Below are 22,254 nucleotides of genomic sequence, written 5' to 3' on the forward strand. Positions count from 1 at the left end.
CGAGAGGCGTCCCCCGAGCTTCTATAAAAACAACAATCGGAGATCGACCCCCATGAGCCAGGAGCTGCGGCTTATTCGGCGCATCACGCTGAAACTGATTCCCTTCCTGATCCTGCTGTACCTGATCGCCTACGTGGACCGTTCCGCCGTGGGCTTCGCCAAGTTGCACATGGGCGCCGACGTCGGCATCGGTGACGCCGCCTATGGCCTGGGCGCGGGGTTGTTCTTCATTGGCTACTTCCTGTTCGAGATCCCCAGCAACCTGATGCTCGACCGCTTCGGTGCGCGGCGCTGGTTCGCGCGGATCATGATCACCTGGGGCGCGATCACCATCGGCATGGCGTTCGTGCAAGGTCCGCACAGTTTCTATGTGATGCGCTTCCTGCTCGGCGCGGCGGAGGCGGGGTTCTTTCCGGGCGTGCTGTACTACATCACCCAGTGGTTCCCGGTGCGCCATCGCGGCAAGATCCTGGGGCTGTTCATCCTGTCCCAGCCGATTGCGATGATGATCACCGGCCCGGTGTCCGGCGGCCTGCTGGGCATGGACGGCATCCTCGGCCTGCACGGCTGGCAGTGGCTGTTCATCGTGATCGGCACCCCGGCGATCCTGCTCACCTGGCCGGTGTTGCGCTACTTGCCGGACGGCCCCCAGCAGGTCAAGTGGATGAGCGAGGACGAAAAAACCTGGCTCACCGGTGAACTGGCCAAGGACCTGCAAGCCTACGGCCAGACCCGCCATGGCAACCCGCTGCACGCGCTCAAGGACAAACGCGTGTTGCTGCTGGCGCTGTTCTACCTGCCCGTGACCCTGAGCATCTATGGCCTGGGCCTGTGGCTGCCGACCCTGATCAAGCAGTTCGGCGGCAGCGACCTGGTCACCGGTTTCATCTCGGCGGTGCCGTACATTTTCGGGATCATCGGCCTGCTGATCATCCCGCGCAGTTCCGACCGCCTGAACGACCGCTACGGCCACCTGGCGGTGCTCTACGTGCTCGGTGCCATCGGCTTGTTCTGCAGCGCCTGGCTGAGTGCGCCGGTGCTGCAAATGGCGGCGCTGAGCCTGGCAGCATTCGCGCTGTTTTCCTGCACGGCGGTGTTCTGGACCTTGCCGGGGCGCTTTTTCGCCGGCGCGAGTGCAGCGGCGGGGATTGCCTTGATCAACTCCGTGGGCAACCTCGGCGGCTACATCGGCCCATTCGTGATCGGCGCGCTCAAGGAGTACACCGGCAACCTGGCGTCGGGCCTGTACTTTTTGTCCGCGGTGATGGTGTTCGGGCTGGTCTTGACCGGCGTGGTCTACCGCGTGCTGGAGCGCAAGCATGCGCTGCCCGCCGACCAGTTTGCCGCCAGTGCGCGTGGCGCCACACGTACTTAATCGAGGAGAAGCTTCATGCGTTTAGTCCAGTTCGAGTTGCACAACGGTGAGCGCCGGGTCGGCGTGGTGGAAGGCGCCAACGTGCGCGAAGTGAATACCGCGCGCAGCGTGCGTGAGGTGGCGCTGGCCGCCATCGACGCTGGCGTGGGCCTGGCGCAACAGGTGGATAGCCTGGGCCTGGGTGAGCGTTACGACTACGCCACACTGCTGGCCGACCTGAAGATTTTGCCGCCACTGGATCATCCCGATCCCGCGCACATGCTGATCAGCGGCACCGGCCTGACTCACCTGGGCAGCGCCGCCGCGCGCGACAAGATGCACCAGGCCGGCGACGAGAGCACCTTGACCGACACCATGCGCATCTTCAAATGGGGCGTGGAGGGCGGCAAGCCAGCGGCCGGCGAGGTGGGCGTGCAGCCGGAGTGGTTCTACAAGGGCGACGGCAGCATTGTCGTGCGCCCCGGCCAGGCGTTCCCGGTGCCGCCGTTTGCCGACGACGCCGGCGAAGAGCCGGAAATCGGCGGCCTCTACGTGATCGGCCCGGACCGCAAGCCTTATCGCCTGGGGTTTGCGGTGGGCAACGAGTTCTCCGACCACGTGATGGAGCGCAAGAACTACCTGTACCTCGCTCATTCCAAGCTGCGCAGTTGCAGCTTCGGTCCCGAGCTGCGCGTGGGCGAGTTGCCCCAGCACCTGGCGGGCACCAGTCGCCTGCTGCGCGACGGCGAGGTGATCTGGCAGAACGAATTCCTCAGTGGCGAAGCGAATATGTGCCACAGCCTCGACAATCTTGAGTATCACCACTTCAAATACCGTCAATTCCTCACGCCGGGCGATGTGCACATTCATTTCTTCGGCACCGCCACGCTGTCATTCGCCGACGGTATACGTACCCAACCGGGCGATGTGTTCGAGATCAGCCAGGCCGAGTTCGGCGCGCCGCTGGTCAACAGTGTCGGCAGCGCCGACGCGGCATTCGAACCCGGCCACGTCATCAGCCTTTAAGGAGAGTTTCATGACCCTGTTCCTCGGCCACAACTACATCGGCGGCCAGCGCAGCGCCCTCGGCAGCATCACGCTGCAAAGCCTGGATGCAACCACCGGCGAAGCCTTGCCGCAGGATTTCTACCAGGCCACGCCGCAGGAAGTCGACGCCGCCGCCAAGGCCGCTGCGGCCGCTTACCCGGCGTACCGTGGGTTGAGTGCCGCGCGCCGCGCGCAGTTCCTGGAGGCGGTGGCCGACGAGCTGGACGCGCTGGGCGATGACTTTGTGGCGCTGGTGTGCCGTGAAACGGCATTGCCCGCCGCGCGGATCAACGGCGAACGCGGGCGGACCAGCGGGCAGATGCGCCTGTTCGCCACGGTGCTGCGTCGCGGCGATTTCTACGGTGCGCGTATCGACAAGGCCTTGCCGCAGCGCCAGCCTTTGCCGCGCCCGGATTTGCGCCAGTACCGCATCGGACTGGGTCCGGTGGCAGTGTTTGGCGCGAGCAATTTCCCCCTGGCGTTTTCCACCGCAGGCGGTGACACCGCCGCGGCTTTGGCGGCGGGATGCCCGGTGGTGTTCAAGGCCCACAGCGGGCATATGGCGACGGCCGAGCGCGTCGCCGATGCCATCCTCCGCGCGGCCGAGGCCACCGAGATGCCGGCGGGGGTGTTCAATATGATCTTCGGCGGCGGCGTCGGTGAAGCGCTGGTCAAGCACCCGGCAATCCAGGCGGTGGGCTTTACCGGCTCGCTCAAGGGCGGGCGCGCCTTGTGTGATATGGCGGCCGCGCGCCCGCAGCCGATCCCGGTGTTTGCCGAGATGTCGAGCATCAACCCGGTAATCGTGCTGCCGCAGGCGTTGCACGCCAGGGCGGACAGCATCGCCCGCGACCTGACCGCCTCGGTGGTCCAAGGCTGCGGCCAGTTCTGCACCAATCCGGGCCTGGTGATTGGCATTGCTTCGCCCGCGTTCACCGCGTTCACCCAGCAGGTCGCGCAGTTGATCGACGCTCAGCCGGCGCAAACCATGCTCAACGCCGGCACTTTGAGCAGCTACGGCAACGGCCTGGCCAAGCTCCTGGCGCACCCCGGCATCCAGCACCTGGCCGGCAGTGCCCAGGCGGGCAATCAGGCCCAGCCGCAGTTGTTCAAGGCTGATGTGCGCCTGCTGATTGACGGTGACGAAGTGCTGCAGGAAGAGGTATTCGGCCCCACCACGGTGTTCGTCGAAGTCGCGGGCCAGGCCCAACTCAGTGCCGCCCTGCAAGGCCTGCACGGCCAGCTCACCGCGACGATCATTGGCGAGCCGCACGACCTGCAACAGTTCGCCGAACTCACACCGTTGCTGGAACAGAAGGTCGGCCGCATCCTGCTCAACGGCTACCCGACCGGCGTCGAAGTCTGCGATTCGATGGTGCACGGCGGCCCGTACCCGGCGACTTCGGACGCGCGGGGCACCTCGGTCGGCACCTTGGCCATCGAGCGTTTCCTGCGCCCGGTGTGCTTCCAGAACTACCCTGATAGCCTGCTGCCCGACGCGTTGAAAAACGCCAACCCGTTGCGTATCCAGCGCTTGGTGGATGGCACGCCATCACGCGAGTCGCTGTAAAACCCTGATCAGGAGGTTTCATGTCGTTGAGCGCAGTGACCGCGCACCGTGCGCAATTGGGCGAAGCGCCGTTCTGGGATGCACCAACCCAGGCGCTGTATTGGGTCAACATCGCCGGCAAACAGGCCCTGCGCCTGATGGGCGGGCAGCTGCAGGTGTGGCAGTTGCCCGAGCATGTCTCGGCCTTTATCCCGTGTGAACGCGGCGATGCGCTGGTGACCTTGAGCAGTGGGGTCTATCGCCTCGACCTGGCCACCGAGGCCCTGACCCTGCTGTGCGTGGCCGACCCGCAAGCTGGCAACCGTGGCAATGAAGCGCGCTGTGATGCCCAGGGCCGGCTCTGGCTGGGCACCATGCAGAACAATATCGGCGAGCAGGGTGAAGACCTGCCGATCACCCGTCGCTCCGGTGGCCTGTTTCGCATCGACGCCGATGGGCAGGTCACGCCGCTGCTGCACGGCCTGGGTATTCCCAACACCTTGCTGTGGAGCGACGACGGTCGCCAGGTGCATTTTGGCGACAGCATGGACGGCACCCTGTACCGGCACGCGATCCAGGCCGATGGCCAACTCGAGCCGGGCCAGGTGTGGTTCGGCCCGCACGCGCGTGGTGGGCCGGACGGCTCGGCGATGGACGTCGAAGGCTATCTCTGGAACGCCCGCTGGGACGGCAGCTGCCTGCTGCGCCTGACGCCGGACGGGCAGGTGGACCGCGTCATCGAGCTGCCGGTCAGCCGCCCGACCAGTTGCGTGTTCGGTGGCCCCGACCTGACAACGCTGTACATCACCAGCGCCGCCAGCCCCTTGGATCATCCCCTCGATGGCGCGGTACTCGCCATCGAGGTCGACGTGCCAGGCAAGCCCTGTCACCGCTTTGCCGGTTAACCCCAGACATTCAAAAACAACAACAAGGAGTCACCGTATGAATCGTCGTCGTGGTTTGCGTTCCCTGTGCTGCGCCGCTGTGGCGGTCTCGGCCCTGAGCTTGAGCGGGCTGTTGCTGGCCGCTGAAGAGGTGAAGATCGGTTTTCTGGTCAAGCAGGCTGAAGAGCCGTGGTTCCAGACCGAATGGGCCTTCGCCGAAAAAGCCGGCAAGGAACATGGCTTCACCGTGATCAAGATCGCCGTGCCCGATGGCGAGAAGACCCTGTCGGCCATCGACAGCCTGGCGGCCAACGGCGCCAAGGGCTTTGTGATCTGCCCGCCGGACGTGTCCCTGGGCCCGGCCATCGTCGCCAAGGCCAAGGCCAATGGCCTGAAAGTGATTGCCGTGGATGACCGCTTTGTCGATGCCAAGGGCAACTTCATGGAGGACGTGCCGTACCTCGGCATGGCGGCCTTCGAAGTCGGCCAGAAGCAGGGTGCGGCCATGGCCGCCGAGGCGAAAAAACGCGGCTGGGACTGGAAGGACACCTATGCGGTGATCAACACCTTCAATGAACTCGACACCGGCAAGAAGCGCACCGACGGCTCGGTCAAGTCTCTTGAAGATGCCGGCATGCCCAAGGATCACATCCTGTTCACCGCCGCCAAGACCCTCGACGTCCCAGGCAGCATGGACGCCACCAACTCGGCCCTGGTCAAGCTGCCCGGCGGCGCGAAAAACCTGATCATCGGCGGCATGAACGACAACACCGTGCTCGGCGGCGTGCGCGCCACCGAAAGCGCTGGCTTCAAGGCCGCCAACGTGATCGGCATCGGTATCAATGGCACCGACGCCATCGGCGAACTGAAGAAAGCCGAGAGCGGTTTCTTCGGCTCGATGCTGCCCAGCCCGCACATTGAGGGCTACAACACTGCGCTGATGATGTACGAGTGGGTGACCAAAGGCACCGAGCCGCCGAAGTACACCGCGATGGACGAGGTGACCCTGATCACCCGCGAGAACTTCAAGCAGGAGCTGGAAAAAATCGGCTTGTGGAACTGAGGCTGGGCGGCACCGCGTGACGATCAACAGTGGCAGCGGGCTGGCTTGCGAAGGCGTGGGTGACTGACACCACGCTTTCGCGAGCCGGCCCGCTTGCTGCGGTTAATCGGCGGAGAATTTGAACGCGGTGTGCTGGGTGTAGGTTTGCCCCGGGTCCAAGCGCGTCGAGGCAAAGCCCGGCTGGTTCGGCGCATCGGGAAAGTGCTGGGTTTCCAGGGTGAAGCCGCTCCAGTGCGCGTAGGTCTTGCCCGCTTTGCCCTTCACCGTCCCATCCAGGAAATTGCTGGTATAGAACTGCACGCCGGGCTCGGTGGTGTACAGCTGCAGACGCCGACCCGACGCCGGGTCATGCACGTCGGCCGCCAGCTGTTTGATGTCGCCCCGGGTATCCAGCGCCCAGTTGAAGTCAAACCCGCCTTGTTTTGGCTCGGCGAACTTGAGCTGCGGGTGATCGTCCTTGAGGTGCTGGCCGATCGGCGTGGGTTTCAGGAAGTCCATCGGCGTGCCTTTGACCGGTGCCAGTTCGCCGGTGGGGATCAAGGTGGCATTGACGGGCGTGTAGTGGCTGGCATGCAAGGTGGCGACGTGCTTGAGGATGTCACCGTTGCCGGCGCCGGCCAGGTTGAAGTAGCTGTGGTTGGTCAGGTTGAGCACCGTGGGTTTGTCGGTGGTGGCCTGGTAGTCGATGTGCAGCTCGTTGTTGTCGTTGAGGCGGTAGGTGACCTCGGTTTTCAGGTTGCCGGGAAAGCCCATTTCACCGTCCTTGGACAGGTAGCTCAGCTTCACCCCGACAGAGCCCTTGTCGTTGACCGGCTCGGCCTTCCACACGTGCTTGTCGAAACCCTGGGCACCACCGTGCAGCGAGTTGGGGCCATCGTTGAGCGGCACCTGGTAACGCGTGCCGTCGAGTTCAAAGGTGCCACCGGCCAGGCGGTTGCCGAAGCGCCCGATGGTTGCGCCGAAAAACGCCGTGCCGGCCTGATAGCCCTGGACGCTGTCGAAGCCGAGCACCACGTCTTCGACCTTGCCGTGTTTGTCCGGCACTTTCAGCGACTGCAGCACGCCGCCGTAGGTGATCACCGTGGCCTGCATGCCGTGGCTGTTGCGCAGGATGTACTGTTCGACGGCGGTGCCGTCGTTGGTTTTGCCGAAGGGTTTGTGTTCGCTGCTGAGCCCTGCGGCCTGGGCGCCACCGCTGGCAACCAGCAGGGACATGGCGAGGCCCGAGAGCAGGTATCGAGGGTGCTTCATGGTCGAACTTCCTTTTGTTGTTTTGTCGGAATAGTTCTACTAATGTGCGATATTTCGTGGTTGAGACAGCAGATTTATAGCCTTTAACCACGTATTTGCAAAATAAAATAAGACTAATTAGGCGAGGCGAACGCGATATGAGTATCCAGCAGGCTGTTTATCCCGACCTCAGGGACAAGGTCGTACTGATCTCCGGAGGGGCTTCGGGGATCGGCGAGTCCATGGTGCGCGCCTTCGCTGCGCAGGGCGCTCGGGTCGGGTTTGTCGACCGCGCCCAAAGCCAGGGCGAGCGCCTGGCGGCGCTGCTCGTTTCACAGGGGCACAGCGTCGAATTCGGCCATTGCGATATCACCGACGAGATCGCCTACAAGGCGGCCATCGCGCGTTTCGAGCACTCGCTGGGGCCGATCACCGTGCTGGTGAACAACGCGGCAAATGACGTGCGTCACACCCTGGAGGAGGTCGATTCGGCTACCTTCGACAAACTGATTTCCGTCAACCTCAAACACGCCTTTTTCGCTGCCAAGGCCGTGGTGCCGATGATGAAAGCCGCAGGCTTCGGGTCGATCATCAACCTCGGTTCGGTCGGCTGGATGATGGCCTCGGCCGGCTACCCGGTGTACGCCGCCAGCAAGGCCGCCGCGCATGGCATGACCCGCGCCCTGGCGCGCGAGCTGGGGCCGAGCCGGATTCGCGTCAACACGTTGGTGCCCGGCTGGGTGATGACCGAAAAGCAGCTGGCGATGTGGGTGGACGATGCGGCCAGGGACCTGATCAGTCGCAGCCAGTGCCTGCCGGGCAGCGTGCTGCCGGAGCATATCGCCAACATGGCGTTGTTCCTGGCCTCGGACGCGTCGGCGATGTGCTCGGCGCAGAACTTCATCGTCGACGGCGGCTGGGTCTGATGGCATGCCCCTGAGGGCTTACTCGATCGGGTATTGCTTGAAGGCGGGATGCTGTTCCAGCCGCTCGGCGTGACGTCGCACATGGGGAAAGGCATCCGCCTTCACCACCGACGCCACGGTGAGCTGGCTGAAAGACCAGGCCACTGCCGCCGTCAGCGAGGCCTGGGTCAGTGCCTCACTGTCAGTGTCGGCCAAGTGCTTGTCGAGCTGCGAATAGGCGGCAAGCAATTGGCCGCTGATGCGCTCAAGCCAGGGGGCATGCAACTTCTCGGCTGGCCGCAGGTTGTGCTCGTAGACGATCTGCACGCTTTTCTCGCAGGCCGCCAGCGCCAGGCCCAGCGCATGCAAGTCCCGGGCGAGTGCCGTGGGCTGCTCGGGCAGCAGCTTTTTCCCGGCCGGGGCCAGCGCTTCCAGGTAATCGAGGATCAGGTTGGAGTCCATCAACACCGTGCCGTCGTCCAGCACCAGCGTAGGGGCCTTGACCACCGGGTTGACCTGCGCGAACTCGTCGAAGGTGCGGAACACCGACAACGATTCATGCACGAAGTCGATTCCGTACAACTCCAGGGAAATGGCCACGCGGCGAACGTAGGGCGAGTCCAGCATGCCGATCAGTTTCATTGAGCCTCCATTGCTACCAGGGTGATGGACCGAAGAGATTAAGGGCAATCGCTTGCCCTGCGCAATTGCTGATACGCCTGCACCAACTGCTCCAGGCTGAACGCCAGGTTGCGCCCACTCGGGTTGGGCAACACCCACACCGACGCTCCGCCCAGCAACTGCGGCTGCAACCCCCAGGCAATTTCGCGCTGAGCGGACAAGGCGCTGTAGCCGGCCTTGCCGAGGAAGGCGACGACACGTGGTGCATACCGGCGGATTTTTTCTTCGAAGGCCGTCGCCGCATCGGTGAATTCATGCCGGGCCAGCTCGCCTGCGCTGGCGGTGGGGCGCTCGACCACGGTGGTCAGGCCGCAGCGGTAGTGCAGCAGCGTGGGGCCGTCTTCGGGGCGGATTTCATGCGGGGTGAAACCGGCCAGGTGCAAGGTGCGCCAGAAGCGGTTGCTGCGGTTGGCAAAGTGCAGGCCGAGGGCGGCGGAGCCTTTGCCGGGGTTGATGCCGCAGAACACCACGTCCAGGTGGTCGGCGAGGATGTCTTCGAGCCGCTCGTTCATGCCGGGCTCCGCAAGCCTTGGCGGCTGGCGCCGGGCGGTTGCCCGGTGATGCGTTTATAGGCGCGGCTGAACGCCGCCTGGGAGGTGTAGCCGAGCCGCAACGCGACGGCTTCGATGGGCAAGCGCTCCAGGGTCAACCATTGGGCCGCCAGGCGCATGCGCAACTCGGTCACGTAGCGCAGCGGCGGGATGCCGAGGGTGGCCTGGAACCGATCGGCAAACACCGAGCGCGAGGTATGACAATGCGCCGCCAACTCGGCCACGCTCCAGTCGCGCCCCGGTTGCTGGTGCAGGGCGAGCAGGGCGCCAGCCAGGCGCGGGTCACGCAACGCAGCCACCAGCCCCGAGGCATTGCCGCAGGCACATTCGACCCAGCCGCGCACGATCATTGCCGCTACCACATCGGCCAGGCGCGCGAGGATTCCCGCGTAACCGATACGCGCGCTGGAGACTTCGCGCTCCATCACCGCGAGGATCGGCATCAGGCCAGGGTAACGCTGGCCGCCGGCGTCGATCAGCATCAAGGCCGGCATCAGGCTGCCGAGGCCTTGCAGGCTGTCGAGTTCGAACGCCATGCAGGCGCTAAACAGCAGGGTGCAGGAGGGCGTCTCGGGCGAGGCATTCACCGCGCAGACGCTATCACCCAGCGGTGCGGCGTCGAAGTCGGTGATGTCCTGCACGCAAGCCTGCGGGCTGGAGACCAGCGCGTGCGCGCCACCGTGGGCGATAAACACGGCATTGCCCGCCGACAGCTCGTAGAGGCTGCCGTCTTCCAGGCGCAAGGTGGCGCATCCGGCGGCCAGAAAGTGGAAATACGCATGCCCGGGCTTGGCCGCAAAGCTCACCCCGAACACCGGCCCGGCTTGGATGCGCCGGTACTGCACGCCGCTCAGGCGCATGCTGCGCAGCAGTTCATTGATCAGCTCGGAGGACATGTCAAAAGCGTTCTGGGCGGTCATGTTCGGGGTTTCGATCAAAAACTCAAGGGTTTGCATCATAGATCATCCTGAGGGCCACACCTAGACTGGCCGCCACGCTAATAGCCTGAGGATGTCTGTGATGAACGAATGTGTGTCCCATGCCCCTGTCGACAGCAGGGCCGAACCGGCCACCCCGGCGTGGATGGCGGTGTTTTCCCTGGCGATGGGGGTGTTCGGCCTGTTGACCGCCGAATACCTGCCCGCCAGCCTGCTGACGCCGATGGCGCTGGACCTTGGCGTGTCCGAAGCGCTGGCCGGGCAGGCAGTGACGGTGACGGCGGTGGTGGCGTTGTTCGCCGGCCTGCTGGTGCCAGGCCTGACCCGTGGCATCGACCGACGTTTGGTGCTGCTGGGGTTTTCCACGCTGATGATCGCGTCCAACCTGCTGGTGGCGTGCTCGTCCAGCCTGTGGGTGCTGCTGGTGATGCGCGTGCTGCTCGGCATCGCCCTCGGAGGTTTCTGGAGCATGGCGGCGGCCGTCGCCATGCGGCTGGTGCCGGCGGCGCTGTTGGCGCGTGCGCTGTCGATCATATTCAGTGGCATTGCGCTGGGCACCGTGGTTGCCGTGCCGCTGGGCAGCTACCTCGGCGGTCTCTACGGGTGGCGCAGTGCGTTTCTCGCCGCAGCGGCGGTGGGGGGAGTGACGCTGGCCTTCCAACTGTTGACGTTGCCGCGCCTGGCGCCGACTGGCACTGCGCGCCTGCGCACCGTGCTGGAGGTGCTGCTGCGTCCGGGTATCGCCATCGGCATGTTCGGCTGCGTGCTGGTACACACCGCACATTTTGCGCTCTTCACCTATATCCGGCCGTTCCTGGAAAGCACTACCGGGGTTGGCAGCGAAGGGCTGGCGCTGATGCTGCTCGGGTTCGGTGTGGCGAACTTTGCCGGCACGTTACTGGCCGGTTGGCTGCTGGTGCGCCATCCCCGTACCACCCTGGTGCTGATGCCCTTGCTGGTGGGCGTGGCCGCGCTGGCGCTGGTGCTGCTGCCGGCGTCACTGCCGGGGCAGGCGCTGCTGCTGGCGCTGTGGGGCATGGCGTTTGGTGGCGTGCCGGTCGCGTGGTCGAACTGGGTGGCCCGCGCCGTGCCGGATCAGGCCGAGAGTGCCGGCGGCATGGTGGTGGCATCGGTGCAATCGGCGATTGCCGCCGGGGCGGCAGGGGGAGGGGTGATGTTCAGTCTCAGCGGGATCAACGGGGTGTTTATCGCCGGCGGCGTGCTGATGGTGGTGGCGGCCGGGTTGATCGCGCTGCGGGTACAGGTACCGGGGGACGCCGGCGCCGCAGGTGTGGCGCTGCACGTCTAGGCCGAGGGTCGTCAGTCGTCTGCCTGGGCCAGCAAGGCTTGGGCAAACGCATCAGAGGCAATCAGGTCCAGGGTCTGGCGCAGCTGTGCCGCGGCTTCACGGCCGAAGGCGAGGTCAAAGCGCTCGGCCATTTTGTTCGAAATGCGCTTGGCGGCCGCATGGGTCTGCACGCCTTGCTCGGTCAGCAGCACGCGCCGCGTGCGGCGGTCGAGTTCGTCCACGCGCAACTCCACCAGCCCATCGCGTACCAGCGGCTTGAGTGTGTGGCCGAGTGCCGAGAGGTCCATCACCAGGGTTTGCGCCAGCTCGCCCATCTTCGGCGTGCCGGCCTTCGCGATATGGTTGAGCACCGCGTACTGGGTGGCTTTCAACCCGCAGGGCGCGTAGGCCTCGTCATAGATCTGGCCCAGGCGCCGCGAGGTGCGGCGCACGGCACCGTTTACGCAGGCGCTGGGGTTGTCTGTGCAAGGCTTGGCGGATTTCAAGGGCGGATACTCTCTGATACAAAACTCGACGCTGGCGATTATGCCTGCCAGACCTCTCAGGACAAGGCCTTTCAGACCGGAGATGCCCTTTAGATGAATACTGAGACAGCTTGAAACAAATTAGTTGCGTACGCCACTAAATTCGATATTGTGGCGTATGCCTCTTTGTGACCTGGATGTCGCTGCAAACTCCCCAGGATCCACATGGGGCGAGGCGGGAAAACGGCATGGCAACGCCTGCTGGCTCATCCAACCCCCTGTCCGGATCACCTTCTATGCTGAGCCTCGTGCGCATCGCATTGCGGCGCCCCTATACCTTCCTGGTATTGGCTATTTTCATCCTGATCATCGGCCCGCTCGCGGCCTGGCGCACGCCCACGGATATCTTCCCGGAGATCCGCATCCCGGTGATCGCGGTGATCTGGCAGTACACCGGTCTGCCGCCCGACCAGATGGCGGGGCGCATCACCTCGCCGTTCGAGCGGGTGCTGACCACCACCGTGAACGACATCCGCCATATCGAGGCGCAGTCGATGAACGGCTACGGGATCGTCAAGATCTTCTTCCAGCCGGGCGTCAACATCAGCACCGCCAACGCCCAGGTGACGTCGGTGTCCCAGGCGATCCTGCGCCAACTGCCGCCGAGTACCGTACCGCCGCTGGTGCTCAACTACAGCGCTTCTACCGTGCCCATCGTGCAACTGGCGCTGTCGGGCCCCGGCCTGAGCGAGCAGCGCCTCGGGGATATCGGCCTCAACCAGGTGCGCCTGATGCTCACCAGCGTGCCCGGTGCAGCCTTGCCATACCCGTTCGGCGGCAAGAGTCGCCAGGTGCAGATCGACCTCGATTCGGCGCGCATGCAAGCCCGTGGCCTGTCCGCGCAGGATGTCGCCACGGCGCTGGCCACGCAGAACCTGATCACCCCGGTGGGCACGCAGAAGATCGGCAGCTACGAGTTCAACCTGCAACTGAATAACGCCCCGTCGGATTTCCATGACCTGGAAAACCTGCCGATCAAGACCGCCGACGGCACCACGGTGTTGATCCGCGACGTGGCCACCGTGCGCGACGGCAACCCGCCGCAAACCAACATCGTGCACGTCAACGGCAACCGCTCGGTGCTGCTGCCGGTGCTCAAGACCGGTTCGGCGTCGACCCTGGGCGTGGTCGCCGGGATCAAGGAAAAACTCGCCGACAACAAGGCCGCCTTGCCGCCCAACCTGAATATCGACCTGATCGGCGACCAGTCGCTGTTCGTGCGCTCGGCCATCAGCGGCGTGGCGCGTGAAGGCCTGATTGCGGCGGCGTTGACCAGCCTGATGATCCTGCTGTTTCTCGGCAGCTGGCGCTCGACGGTGATCATCGCCACCTCGATTCCGCTGGCGATCCTGGCCTCGATCGCCACGCTCTCGGCCCTCGGCGAAACCCTGAATATCATGACCCTGGGTGGCCTGGCGCTGGCGGTGGGGATCCTGGTGGACGACGCCACGGTGACCATCGAGAACATCAACTGGCACCTGGAGCAGGGCAAGCCGGTGGAGACCGCGATTCTCGACGGCGCCGCGCAGATCGTCACCCCGGCGTTCGTGTCGCTGTTGTGTATCTGCATCGTGTTCGTGCCGATGTTCTTCCTCGACGGCGTGGCGCGCTTCCTGTTTGTGCCGATGGCCGAAGCGGTGATCTTCGCCATGATTGCCTCGTTCATCCTGTCGCGAACCCTGGTGCCGACCCTCGCCAACTACCTGCTCAAGCCGCATGTGCATGGCGAAGCCGGGCCTGCGCCGTCACGCAATCCGCTGGTGAATTTCCAGCGCGGTTTCGAACGGCGTTTCGAAGCGTTTCGCGAGCGTTACCACGGTGTCCTCGACACCGCCTTGCACCATCGCCGCACGGTGGTGATCGGCCTGCTGGCGTTTGTCGCGGTGTCGTTCGCGCTGGTGCCGTTCCTTGGGCGCAACTTCTTCCCCGAGGTCGATTCCGGGCTGATCCTGCTGCATGTGCGGGCGCCGGTCGGCACGCGGGTGGAAAGCAATGCGCGCCTGATCGCCGATATCGAAAACGCGATCCGGCGCAAGATTCCCGCCTCCGAACTCAAGGCCCTGGTCGACAATATCGGCCTGTCCATCAGCGGCATCAACGTGGTGTACAACAACACCGGCACCGTGGGTTCCCAGGACAGCGATATCCAGATCAGCCTCAACGAAGACCACCGCCCGACCGCCGAATACATGCGCGAACTGCGCGAAACCCTGCCACGGGAATTCCCCAGCGCGGTTTTCTCGTTCCCGGCCTCGGACATCGTCGGGCAGATCCTCAACTTCGGCTCGTCGGCGCCTATCGACCTGCAGATCACCGGCAATAACCTTGCGGGCAACTTCACCTATGCGAGCGCCTTGCTGCGCGATATTCGCCGGGTGCCCGGTGTAGTGGATGCGCGCATTCAGCAGTCGCGGCAATTGCCGACTTTCAATATCGACGTCGACCGCACCCGCGCGCAGTTGGTCGGGCTGACCGAGCGCGATGTGACCAACAGCCTGGTGGTCAACCTCGCCGGTTCCAGCCAGGTGGCGCCGACATTCTGGTTGAACCCGGCCAACGGGATTTCCTATCCGATCGTCATGCAGACCCCGCAATACAGCCTCGACACCCTGGCAGCACTGCACAACCTGCCGTTGAGCGGCAGCGCCGGCGCGGCCACCGACCAGACCCTTGGCGGCCTGGCGAACATCCAGCGCAGCCACGGCAACTCGGTGTTCACCCAGTCGGATATCCAGCCGGTGGTCGAGGTGCTCACGGCGATCCAGGACCGTGACCTGGGGGGCGTCGCGGCGGATATCCAGAAGATCATTGCAGCCCACGCCGGTGAGGTGCCGACCGGCTCCAAAGTGATCCTGCAGGGCCAGGTGCAGACCATGAACGCGGCATTCAGCGGCTTGCTGTTCGGGCTGCTCGGCGCGGTGGTGCTGATCTACCTGCTGATCGTGGTCAACTTCCAGTCCTGGGCCGATCCGTTTGTGATCATCACCGCGTTGCCGGCGGCGCTGGCGGGCATCGTGTGGATGCTGTTCGTGACGCACACGCCGCTGTCGGTGCCGGCGCTGACGGGGGCGATCATGTGCATGGGCGTGGCCACTGCCAACGCCATCCTGGTGGTGAGCTTCTGCCGTGAACGCCTGGCGGTGCACGGCGATGCGGTACAGGCCGCCTTGGAGGCCGGCTTCACCCGTCTGCGCCCGGTGTTGATGACCGCCATCTCGATGATCATCGGCATGGCGCCGATGGCCCTGGGCCTGGGCGAGGGCGGCGAGCAGAACGCGCCGCTGGGCCGTGCGGTGATCGGTGGCCTGGCGTTTGCCACCGTCGCCACGTTGATTCTGGTTCCGCTGATTTTCAGTCTGGTCCACGGGCGTCGCCAGCACGCCCGGGTTGCGACCACCGTTACCCAAGGGGTTTGACATGTCCGTTGCTCTTTCCAAACCAAAGTCTTCCCGTGGCCTGCTGTGGCTGATCGTGGGCGGGGTGGTCGTGGTGCTTATCGTTGGCGTCGGCATCGGCGTGCGCGCCAGTGAGTCGCGAGACCTCAAGACCTGGACCGACGCCCAGGCCTTGCCCAGCGTGACCCTGATCAAACCGGTGGTCATCGCCCAGGGCCCGGTGCTCAATCTGCCGGGGCGCATGGAGGCGTATTCGCGCGCGTCGATCTTTGCGCGGGTCAATGGCTACCTGAAATCCTGGAACGTCGACATCGGTACTCGCGTCAAGGCCGGGCAGGTGCTCGCTGAAATCGACACCCCCGAACTCGACCAGCAGTTGCTGCAGGCCCGCGCCACGCTGGCGTCGGCCCAGGCCGATGCGAACCTGGCCCAGACCACCGCCAAGCGCTGGCAGGCCATGCTGTCGACCGATTCGGTGTCGCGCCAGGACGTCGATGAGCGCACCGGTGACCTGACCGCCAAGCAGGCCAAGGTGGCGGCGGCCAAGGCGAACGTCGACCAATTGGTCGCGACCAAGGGCTTCCAGCGCCTGGTGGCACCCTTTGCCGGGGTGGTCACCGCGCGCAGCACGGATGTCGGCGCGTTGATCAGCGCCGGCGGCACGGCCGGCAAGGAGCTGTTCGCGGTGGCCGATGTCAGCCGCCTGCGCGTCTACGTGCAAGTGCCGCAGACCTTCTCGCCGCAGATCCGCGAAGGCACCACTGCGCGCTTGAGCGTGCCGGAATACCGTGGCGAAACCTTCACCGGCAAGGTGATCGCCACCGCCGATGCGGTGAACGCGGCGTCCGGCAGCACCCTCGTGCAGCTGCTGGTCGACAACCCCGGTGGACGGCTCTTGCCCGGCGGCTACACCAGCGTGCAGTTCGACCTGCCGGTGCAGGCCGACGTGGTGCGCGTGCCGTCCAGCGCGTTGGTGTTCGATGACAAGGGCATGCGCGTCGCGACCCTGGATGCGCAGGACCACGTGCGTTTCAAGACCGTGAGCATCGCCCGCGACTTTGGCGACAGCGTGGAAATCGCCAGTGGCCTGCAAGCCGCCGACCGCGTGATCGACACGCCGCCGGATGGCCTTGCCGATGATGATGCGGTGCAATTGGCCGCCGCGCCTGTCGAGGTCAAACCCCATGGCTAAGCCTACGTTGCTGGCCCTGGCCGCCTGCCTGGGCCTGGGCGCCTGTTCCCTCGCACCACCACTCAAGGTGCCGCCCACGCCGGTGGCGGCGCAGTTCCGCACCCAAGGCCCATGGACCGTCGCCAGCCCCGACGACCAGGCCAACCGTGACGGCTGGTGGCGCCTCTACAACGACCCGCAGCTGGAGACGATGGAGCAACAGTTGCTGCGCAATAACCCGGATCTCAGCGCGGCGCTGGCGCACTATCAGCAAGCCCAGGGCTATGTGGCCCAGGCGCGCTCGGGGCTGTTCCCGACGGTGTCGGCGATTGGCAACGGCCAGCGCATTCGCCAGTCGGACACCAAGCCGCTGCGCTCGGCGACCTCGCCGGATATCTACAACTCCGCGACCCTGGGCGTGGAGGTCGACTATGAAGTCGACTTGTGGGGCCGCGTGCGCGACACCGTCGCCGCCGGCACCAGCGATTCCGAAGCGGCCAAGGCCGACCTCGCCTCGGTGCGCCTGAGCCTGCAGGCGCAACTCGCCGACAGTTACCTGCGCCTGCGCGGCATCGACTGGCAGAACCAACTGCTGGCGCAGAGCCGCGACGCCTACGCCAAGGCCTTGAGCCTGACCGAAGGCCTGCACGGCGGCGGCATCGTCTCCGGGCTGGATGTGGCGCGGGCGCGCACGCAGCTGTCGACGGTCAAGTCACAGTTGAGCCAGAGCCAGGTGCAGCGCGCGCTGCTCGAGCATTCGATCGCGGCGATGCTCGGCGAGTCGGCGTCGACCTATAGCGTGGCGGTGAATGTCGCGCCGATAGCCTTTCCGACGGTGCCGACCGGCGTGCCGTCCAGCCTGTTGCAACGGCGCCCGGATATCGCCGCTGCCGAGCGCCGGATCGCGGCCGCCAATGCGCGTATCGGCGTGGCCAAGGCAGCGTGGTTTCCGCAGATCACCCTGAGCGCGCAGGGCGGTTATCAAAGTGATGAGTTTGCCCGCCTGCTGAGTGCGCCGAACCTGTTCTGGGCGATTGGCCCGTCGCTGGTGGGCACGCTGTTCGACGGCGGCGCGCGCCAGGCCCAGGTGGACATCGCCAAGGCTGCCACCGATGAAGCGGCGGCCAAATACCGCGGCGTGGTGTTGGCGGCGTTCGAGCAGGTCGAAGACAACCTGTCGCAGCTCGCCGGCCTGGGCGCGGCCCTGGAGGATCAACGTGATGCTGCCGCTGCGGCGCAATACGCCGAGGACCTGTCTACCTCGCGTTACCGCCAGGGCGCGGTGGCCTATCTGGACGTGGTGACCGCCCAGGTGGCGGCGCTGGACGCCAAGCGCAGCGTATTGCAACTGCAAACCCAGCAATTGAGCGCTAATGTGGGCCTGATCAAGGCCCTGGGCGGCGGATGGAACGTGGCCCAACTGGCGACATCGAACAGTACTGAAACCAAGGAGAAGTAAGCATGACCGACTACGTACCCCCGAAGGTCTGGACCTGGGACACCGAAAGTGGCGGCACCTTCGCCAGTATCAACCGGCCCATCGCCGGCGCGACGCACGAAAAGGTCTTGCCGGTGGGCAAGCACCCGCTGCAGCTGTACTCCCTGGCCACGCCCAACGGGCAGAAGGTCACCATCCTGCTGGAAGAGCTGCTGGCCCTGGGGCACACCGGCGCGGAATACGACGCCTGGCTGATCAAGATCGGCGACGGCGACCAGTTCGGCAGCGGCTTTGTCGCGGTCAACCCGAATTCGAAGATTCCGGCCTTGATGGATCACAGCGGTGCGCAGCCGATCCGCGTGTTCGAGTCCGGCGCGATCCTGCAGTACCTGGCGGAGAAGTTCGGGGCATTCTTCCCGACAGAGCCCGCCGCGCGTGCCGAGTGCCTTTCGTGGCTGTTCTGGCAGATGGGCAGCGCGCCGTACCTGGGCGGTGGTTTCGGGCATTTCTATGCCTATGCGCCGAGCAAGATGGAATACGCGATCAACCGCTTTGCCATGGAAACCAAGCGGCAGCTGGATGTGCTGGACCAGCGCCTGGCGGTGAGCGAGTACATTGCCGGGGATGAATACACCATCGCCGACATTGCGATCTGGCCCTGGTATGGCGGGTTGGTCAAAGGCCGCTTGTATGGGGAATCGGCGGAGTTCTTGTCGGTGCACGAGTACAAGCACGTGCTGCGCTGGGCCGAGGCGATCGAAGCGCGACCTGCCGTGCAGCGCGGGCGGCGGGTGAACCGAGTGTCCGGGGCGCCGGAAGAGCAGCTGGCAGAGCGGCACGCTGCGAGTGATCTGGACTGACAGCCGGTGAGCGTGTGGCCGGCCTCAATCCTGTGCCTGACTCAGGTTCCACAGTTTGTGGAGGGCTGGCCTGATTTCTGTGTCTAGCTCAGCTCCCACACTGATTTGTGGCTGGACTGAATTCTGTGCCTGGCTCAGCTCCCACAGTTTGTGGAAGGGCTGACCTGATTCCTGTGGCTGGCACAGTTCCACTGTGGGAGCGGGCTTGCCCGCGAAAGCGGTGGGTCAGTCAACCATGATGCAGCTGACCCACCGCCTTCGCAGGCAAGCCAGCTCCCACACTGATTTGTGGCTGGACTGAATTCTGTGCCTGGCTCAGTTCCCACAGTTTGTGGAGGGGCTGACCTGATTCCTGTGCCTGGCCAGCTCCCACACTGATTTGTGGCTGGACTGAATTCTGTGCCTGGCTCAGTTCCCACAGTTTGTGAAGGGGCAGGCCTGATTCCTGTGCCTGGCTCACCTCCCACAGTTTGTGGAGGGCTGGCCTAATTCCTTTGCCTCACACAGTTCCATTGTGGGAGCGGGCTTGCCCGCGAAGGCGGTGGGTCAGTCAACCATGATGCAGCTGACCCACCGCCTCCGCATGTGGATCTTCATGTACCCGCCTATTTGTAGCGCTGTTCGAACACCGCTACCTGCTCGGGCTTGATCAATTCGAACGGCACCCACACTTCCGATTCAATCGGTTCACCCTTGATCATCCGGATCGCCGATTGCACCGCTTGGGTGGCCTGGGCCTTGGGGTCCTGGAACACCGAGGCAGTGAGCAACCCGCGCTTGATCGCGGCCAAGCCATCGGGCAGGCCGTCGATGCCGACGATCGCAATCTCGCCCTTGGCCTTGCCCGCCTGCTGCAATGCCATGGCGGCGCCGATCGCCATTTCATCGTTGTTCGCCACGATCGCGTCGAACGGCGTGCCCGCCAGCAGCCAGTTGCTGGTCAGGTCCATGCCTTTGCTGCGTTGCCATTCGGCGCTCTGCTGCTCGACGATGTTGATACCGGGAAAGTCCTTGAGTACCTGCTTGACGCCTTCGGTGCGGTCATGGGTAGCGTTCTGCGCGAGGTCGCCCATGATGATCGCCACATTGCCCTTGCCACCGAGTTTTTCCGCCAGGTAGCGCATCTGCAGTTGCCCGGCCTCGATATCGTTGGAGGCCACGGTGACCACGCCCTTGGGCAGCGTGCGTTCGTCCGGGTGACGGTTGACGTACACCAGCGGGATTTTGCTGGCGACGGCGGCGCGGGTCATGTTGGCGGTGGCCGAGGTGTCGACCGGCAGCACGATCACCGCATCGACTTTCTGGTTGAGGAAGCCTTCGACCTGGTTGAGTTGGCGCACTACATCACCCTGGGCGTCCTCGAACTGGATCTGCACGTCCTGTTGTTTGGCGGCGGCTTCCAGGCCGGTGCGCACGTAGGTCATGAAGTTGTCGTCGACCCGCGCGATGCTCACGCCGATGCGGTACGCGGCGAAGCTCCATTGGCTGAACAGCAGGAGAAATGCGGCAATGATCAATGAATAGCGATGCATGAGAATGTTCCTTTTATTGTTATAGGGTGAACGCTTGACGGAACCGCTCCAGGGCCAGCTCGCTGTCGCCGCTGGCCCAGCCTTCGAGGCCGACCACGCCGGTGTAACCCATGGCGTGCAAGGCCCTGGCGATGGCCGGGTAGTGGATCTCGCCGGTGCCCGGCTCCTGGCGCCCGGGCACGTCGGCTACCTGGATTTCACCGATAGCGCTGCCGGCACGCTGGATCAGTTCGATCAGGTTGCCTTCGCCGATCTGCGCGTGGTACAGGTCCAGGTTCATCTTCAAGTGCGGGCTGCCCACGGCTTCGATCAGCGCCAGGGTCTCGTCGGCGCGGGCGAACGGCACACCGGGGTGGTCGACCTCGGTGTTGAGGTTTTCCAGCAGGAACACACGACCGGCGTCTTCGCCCAGGCGTGCGATTTTTTCCAGGGTCTTGCACGCGCTCAGCCACATGCGCCCGGTGGTCTGGTTGACGGGTCGCACCGGCAGGCCGCCTTCACCCAGTCCGGTACCGTGCAGGTTGAGGCTCGGGCAGTTCAGCTGCGCGGCCACGCCCAGGGACTCGCGTGCGCTGTCGAGCAATGACCGGATGCCGTCGGGGTCGGTGAGGGTGCCGCTGATATAGCCGGTCATGGAGGTGAAGTCGGCGCCGGTGGACGCCAGTGCGGCGATATCCTTGTCGGTCCAGCTCCAGATTTCGGCGCTGAAACCCAGTGCATGAATGCGCTGTACGCGTTCGACAAACGGCAGGTCGAGAAACACCATCTCCGCGCTGATCGCCAGTTTGAACGGGATCATCGGCGGGCTCCCTGCACGGCCACGGCCTTGCCGGTTTCAAACGACTCGATGCAGGCGCGGGCAATTGCCAGGGCTGCGCGCGCGTCTTCGCCGCTGGCCAGGGGCTGGGCGCCGGTGCGCAGGCAGTCGACAAAATGGTTGAGCTCGGCGATGTAGGCGTCGCGCAACAGGTCAGTGTCCATGCGCTGCGTGTCGGCCTGGATGCCCTCGGCGAGGTAGCGCACCAGGTCCGACTCGTTGAGGCTGCCCATGCTCAGCATGCCCGCGCTGCCGAACACTTCGCCGCGCACGTCGTAGCCATACACCGCCTGGAAGTTGGCTTCGGCGGTGGCAATCGCACCGTTGTCAAAGCGGATCGCAACCACGGCGGTGTCGAGGAACCCTTTGCTTTTGTATTCCGGGGCGATCAGCGCGTCGGCCATCACATACACCTGCAGCGCTTCTGCACCGGGGTTGAGGTAGCGCAGGGTGTCGAAGTCGTGGATCAGGGTTTCCAGGAAGATCACCCACTGCGGCGAGTTGGCCGGGTTGTTCAGCGCCGGGTCGCGGGTCAGGGAGCGCAACAGCTGCGGCGTGCCGATACGGCCGGCCGCCACGTCGAGGTGCGCGGTGCGAAAGCTCTTGGCGAATCGTCGGTTGAACCCGACTTGTAGCGGCACCCGCGCATCGGCAGCGGCGGCGATGGCGCGGTCGGCTTCATCGAGGGTGATGGCCATGGGTTTTTCACAGAAGATGCCCTTGCCGGCGCGCGCGGCGCGGATCACCAGTTCGGCATGGCTGCGGGCCGGGGCGGCGATGAGCACGCCGTCAATGTCCGGGTCGTCGAGCAACTGCTGCGGGTCGGTGTAGACCTTCTCCACGCCCAGTTCCGCTGCCAGCCGTGCGGCTTGGCCTGGGGTCGGGTCGGCAATGGCGGCCAGGCAGGCGCCGGGGATATGCCGGGCGGCGGTAAGGCCGTGAAAGCTGCCCATGCGACCGGCACCGATCAAACCCAGGCGGATGTTCTGTGTACTCATGAAGTGAC

At 64.8% G+C, this 22,254-nt stretch carries 19 protein-coding genes; 11 read left to right on the forward strand and 8 right to left on the reverse strand.

Annotated features, from left to right (window positions below; genetic code table 11):
* The first annotated feature begins 52 nt into the window (after nt 1-52).
* Genes AC07OJ_RS00985 through AC07OJ_RS01005 form a run of 5 tightly spaced genes read left to right on the forward strand, consistent with a single transcriptional unit; the run spans nt 53 to nt 5,897 of the window.
* A complete protein-coding gene (locus AC07OJ_RS00985) occupies nt 53-1,375 on the forward strand; it encodes an MFS transporter (RefSeq protein ID WP_065905801.1) in 1,323 nt (440 codons plus the stop codon).
* A gap of 15 nt (nt 1,376-1,390) precedes the next feature.
* Nucleotides 1,391-2,380: an AraD1 family protein gene (gene araD1 / locus AC07OJ_RS00990; RefSeq protein WP_120448188.1), complete on the forward strand. Its 990-nt coding sequence runs from the start codon at nt 1,391-1,393 to the stop codon at nt 2,378-2,380.
* A gap of 10 nt (nt 2,381-2,390) precedes the next feature.
* On the forward strand, nt 2,391-3,971 hold the full coding sequence (locus AC07OJ_RS00995) for an aldehyde dehydrogenase (NADP(+)) (RefSeq protein WP_495093692.1): 1,581 nt from the start codon (nt 2,391-2,393) through the stop codon (nt 3,969-3,971).
* A 20-nt stretch (nt 3,972-3,991) separates the two neighbouring features.
* Nucleotides 3,992-4,855, forward strand: coding sequence for an SMP-30/gluconolactonase/LRE family protein (locus AC07OJ_RS01000; protein WP_495093693.1), 864 nt, complete (start codon nt 3,992-3,994; stop codon nt 4,853-4,855).
* 37 nt (nt 4,856-4,892) lie between these two features.
* Nucleotides 4,893-5,897, forward strand: coding sequence for a substrate-binding domain-containing protein (locus AC07OJ_RS01005; protein WP_065905809.1), 1,005 nt, complete (start codon nt 4,893-4,895; stop codon nt 5,895-5,897).
* A gap of 102 nt (nt 5,898-5,999) precedes the next feature.
* On the opposite strand, the gene AC07OJ_RS01010 is transcribed toward AC07OJ_RS01005, so the two are convergent.
* Entirely contained in the window at nt 6,000-7,148 is a 1,149-nt protein-coding gene (locus AC07OJ_RS01010; RefSeq protein WP_495093694.1) for an aldose epimerase family protein, read from the reverse strand.
* A gap of 137 nt (nt 7,149-7,285) precedes the next feature.
* Here AC07OJ_RS01010 and AC07OJ_RS01015 point away from each other — a divergent pair, with 137 nt between their 5' ends.
* Nucleotides 7,286-8,053, forward strand: coding sequence for an SDR family NAD(P)-dependent oxidoreductase (locus tag AC07OJ_RS01015; protein WP_106804404.1), 768 nt, complete (start codon nt 7,286-7,288; stop codon nt 8,051-8,053).
* 18 nt (nt 8,054-8,071) lie between these two features.
* On the opposite strand, the gene AC07OJ_RS01020 is transcribed toward AC07OJ_RS01015, so the two are convergent.
* The 3 genes from AC07OJ_RS01020 to AC07OJ_RS01030 are packed head-to-tail and all read right to left on the reverse strand — an operon-like array spanning nt 8,072 to nt 10,220.
* Nucleotides 8,072-8,674 (reverse strand): glutathione S-transferase family protein, encoded by a 603-nt coding sequence (locus AC07OJ_RS01020; RefSeq protein ID WP_495093695.1) that lies wholly within the window; start codon nt 8,672-8,674, stop codon nt 8,072-8,074.
* Between the two features lie 38 nt (nt 8,675-8,712).
* Nucleotides 8,713-9,225 (reverse strand): G/U mismatch-specific DNA glycosylase, encoded by a 513-nt coding sequence (gene mug, locus AC07OJ_RS01025; RefSeq protein ID WP_282396009.1) that lies wholly within the window; start codon nt 9,223-9,225, stop codon nt 8,713-8,715.
* Nucleotides 9,222-10,220 (reverse strand): cupin domain-containing protein, encoded by a 999-nt coding sequence (locus AC07OJ_RS01030; protein WP_495094256.1) that lies wholly within the window; start codon nt 10,218-10,220, stop codon nt 9,222-9,224. Before AC07OJ_RS01030 ends, mug begins: the two co-directional genes overlap by 4 nt.
* A 64-nt stretch (nt 10,221-10,284) precedes the next feature.
* Between AC07OJ_RS01030 and AC07OJ_RS01035 the strand changes: the two genes are divergently transcribed.
* Entirely contained in the window at nt 10,285-11,511 is a 1,227-nt protein-coding gene (locus AC07OJ_RS01035; RefSeq protein ID WP_495093696.1) for an MFS transporter, read from the forward strand.
* Between the two features lie 11 nt (nt 11,512-11,522).
* On the opposite strand, the gene AC07OJ_RS01040 is transcribed toward AC07OJ_RS01035, so the two are convergent.
* Entirely contained in the window at nt 11,523-11,996 is a 474-nt protein-coding gene (locus tag AC07OJ_RS01040) for a MarR family winged helix-turn-helix transcriptional regulator (RefSeq protein WP_207200648.1), read from the reverse strand.
* A gap of 275 nt (nt 11,997-12,271) precedes the next feature.
* Here AC07OJ_RS01040 and AC07OJ_RS01045 point away from each other — a divergent pair, with 275 nt between their 5' ends.
* From AC07OJ_RS01045 to yghU, 4 genes are read left to right on the forward strand one after another with little or no spacing between them, the layout of a single operon-like run.
* Complete coding sequence (locus tag AC07OJ_RS01045; protein ID WP_282396008.1) at nt 12,272-15,451, forward strand: efflux RND transporter permease subunit; 3,180 nt, start codon at nt 12,272-12,274, stop codon at nt 15,449-15,451.
* A gap of 1 nt (nt 15,452) precedes the next feature.
* On the forward strand, nt 15,453-16,622 hold the full coding sequence (locus tag AC07OJ_RS01050; protein ID WP_106804400.1) for an efflux RND transporter periplasmic adaptor subunit: 1,170 nt from the start codon (nt 15,453-15,455) through the stop codon (nt 16,620-16,622).
* Nucleotides 16,615-18,060, forward strand: a complete 1,446-nt coding sequence (locus AC07OJ_RS01055; RefSeq protein WP_495093697.1) for an efflux transporter outer membrane subunit — start codon at nt 16,615-16,617, stop codon at nt 18,058-18,060. The genes AC07OJ_RS01050 and AC07OJ_RS01055 overlap by 8 nt, the downstream gene beginning before the upstream one ends.
* A 2-nt stretch (nt 18,061-18,062) precedes the next feature.
* A complete protein-coding gene (gene yghU, locus AC07OJ_RS01060) occupies nt 18,063-18,899 on the forward strand; it encodes a glutathione-dependent disulfide-bond oxidoreductase (RefSeq protein WP_106804398.1) in 837 nt (278 codons plus the stop codon).
* Nucleotides 18,900-19,504: 605 nt separating this feature from the next.
* Here the strand turns inward: yghU and AC07OJ_RS01065 are convergent.
* The 3 genes from AC07OJ_RS01065 to AC07OJ_RS01075 are packed head-to-tail and all read right to left on the reverse strand — an operon-like array spanning nt 19,505 to nt 22,246.
* Entirely contained in the window at nt 19,505-20,431 is a 927-nt protein-coding gene (locus tag AC07OJ_RS01065; RefSeq protein WP_315414376.1) for a sugar ABC transporter substrate-binding protein, read from the reverse strand.
* Nucleotides 20,432-20,450: 19 nt separating this feature from the next.
* Complete coding sequence (locus AC07OJ_RS01070; protein WP_495093698.1) at nt 20,451-21,230, reverse strand: TIM barrel protein; 780 nt, start codon at nt 21,228-21,230, stop codon at nt 20,451-20,453.
* Nucleotides 21,227-22,246, reverse strand: coding sequence for a Gfo/Idh/MocA family oxidoreductase (locus AC07OJ_RS01075; protein ID WP_065905830.1), 1,020 nt, complete (start codon nt 22,244-22,246; stop codon nt 21,227-21,229). The genes AC07OJ_RS01070 and AC07OJ_RS01075 overlap by 4 nt, the downstream gene beginning before the upstream one ends.
* Nucleotides 22,247-22,254 lie beyond the last annotated feature (8 nt).

The sequence above is a fragment of the Pseudomonas sp. GW821-FHT09C08 genome (assembly GCF_059418125.1).